This is a genomic window from Sphingomonas sp. CCH9-E2 (genome assembly GCF_001557215.1).
Lineage (GTDB): Bacteria > Pseudomonadota > Alphaproteobacteria > Sphingomonadales > Sphingomonadaceae > Sphingomonas.
The window spans coordinates 1-1,513 of sequence record NZ_LSJM01000119.1; the positions used below are offsets into that span (position 1 = coordinate 1).

The 1,513-nt window shown below is 68.6% G+C and carries 1 pseudogene; it reads left to right on the top strand.

Features of this window, described 5'->3' with window-relative positions:
- Positions 1–1,513: pseudogene (locus tag AX681_RS22380) on the top strand (TonB-dependent receptor); the annotation flags it as partial.

The window sequence follows — 1,513 nt, forward strand, 5'->3', positions numbered from 1 at the left end:
CCGCCACTGACGGCGGGACCGGTGGGCAGGATGTCGAGCTGAGCCTGCTCCGGCTCAACCCCAATGGCCGCCTCAACCTCGACCTTGAATATGAGCGCGACACCGCGCTGCTGGAGAGCGAGCGCGATATCATTCAGGATCCGGCCGCGCCGCGATCGGACACGCAGTTCCGCTCGCTGCGCCCGGCGACGGACAGCCTGACGCTGAACGGCGTGCTCAGCCGCAATATCGGCAAGACGGTCGCCACCGCCAATCTGCGGATGGAGCAGAACTGGAGCGATTCGCTACTGGGCCTGCCGACCGGCGGCACCGACCCGCTGGAGCGCAGCAGCGCGACCAATACGCTGCAGGGCGGCGTCTCGTTCAACGGCGATATTTCGACCAAGTGGCGCTGGTCGCTGACCGCCAATTGGGACCGGATCGAAAGCCGCACCTTGACCGATCGCGACACGGGGCTGACCGATTGGGCGCAGTCGGTGTCGAACGTCGGATCGGTCGACGGCCTGGTCAACGGGCCGATCGCCGAGTTGCCGGCGGGCGCGATCAACACCAGCCTGCGCCTGTCCGGACGGACCAGCGACCTCGACGCGCAATCGCGGCGTTCGGGCCAATATGTCGCGACCGATATCGGGCGCACCAGCGGCAGCGCGCGCGCCAATATCGATCTGCCGATCTCGAGCCGGGGCAAGGATGTGCTGAGCCCGCTCGGCAATCTGTCGCTCAACGCCAATGCGGAGGTCGAACAGCTGTCGGACTTCGGCACGCTGGTCACCTATGGCTATGGCGCGAACTGGTCGCCGGTCGAGGGGCTGCGCATGCTCGCCTCGTTCACCGAGGAGGAGGGCGCACCCTCGGCGCAGCAGCTCGGCAACCCGGTGGTGGCGACCCCGAATGTGCGCGTGTTCGATTTCGTGCGTGGTCAGACGGTCGATATCACCCGGCTCGACGGCGGCAATCCGGGCCTGTCTGCTGACAATCGCAGCGTGATGAAGCTGGGGTTGAACTATCAGCCGGTGCAGAAGCTCGATCTGAGCTTCAACGTTGATTACACCAAGAGCATTATCCGCGATCCGATCGCGTCCTTCCCGACCGCGACGGCCGAGATCGAGGCGGCGTTCCCCGACCGCTTCGTGCGCGATGGCAGCGGGCGCCTGATCCGCATCGACAATCGCCCGGTCAATTTCGCGCGCAGCGAGCGCGAGCAGATTCGCTGGGGCATCAACTTCTCCGCCCCGATCGCCTCGCCGCTGGCGCGCAAGGCGGCGGAAGAGTTCCGCGCGCGGCGCGAGGCGATGATCGCCGCGCGCGAGCGCCAGCAGCAACAGGGTCAGTCGCAGCCGGGTCAGCCCGGCGGAGCGGCGCCGCAAACACCGCCCGAGGGTGTACGTCCGCCGCGCGGCGAAGGTGCCCCGGGCGCCGGACCCGGCGGTGGCGGTCCGCGCTTTGGCGGCGGTGGCGGCGGACGTGGCCCGGGCGGCGGTGGCTTTGGCGGCTTCGGTGGCGGGCCCGGGGG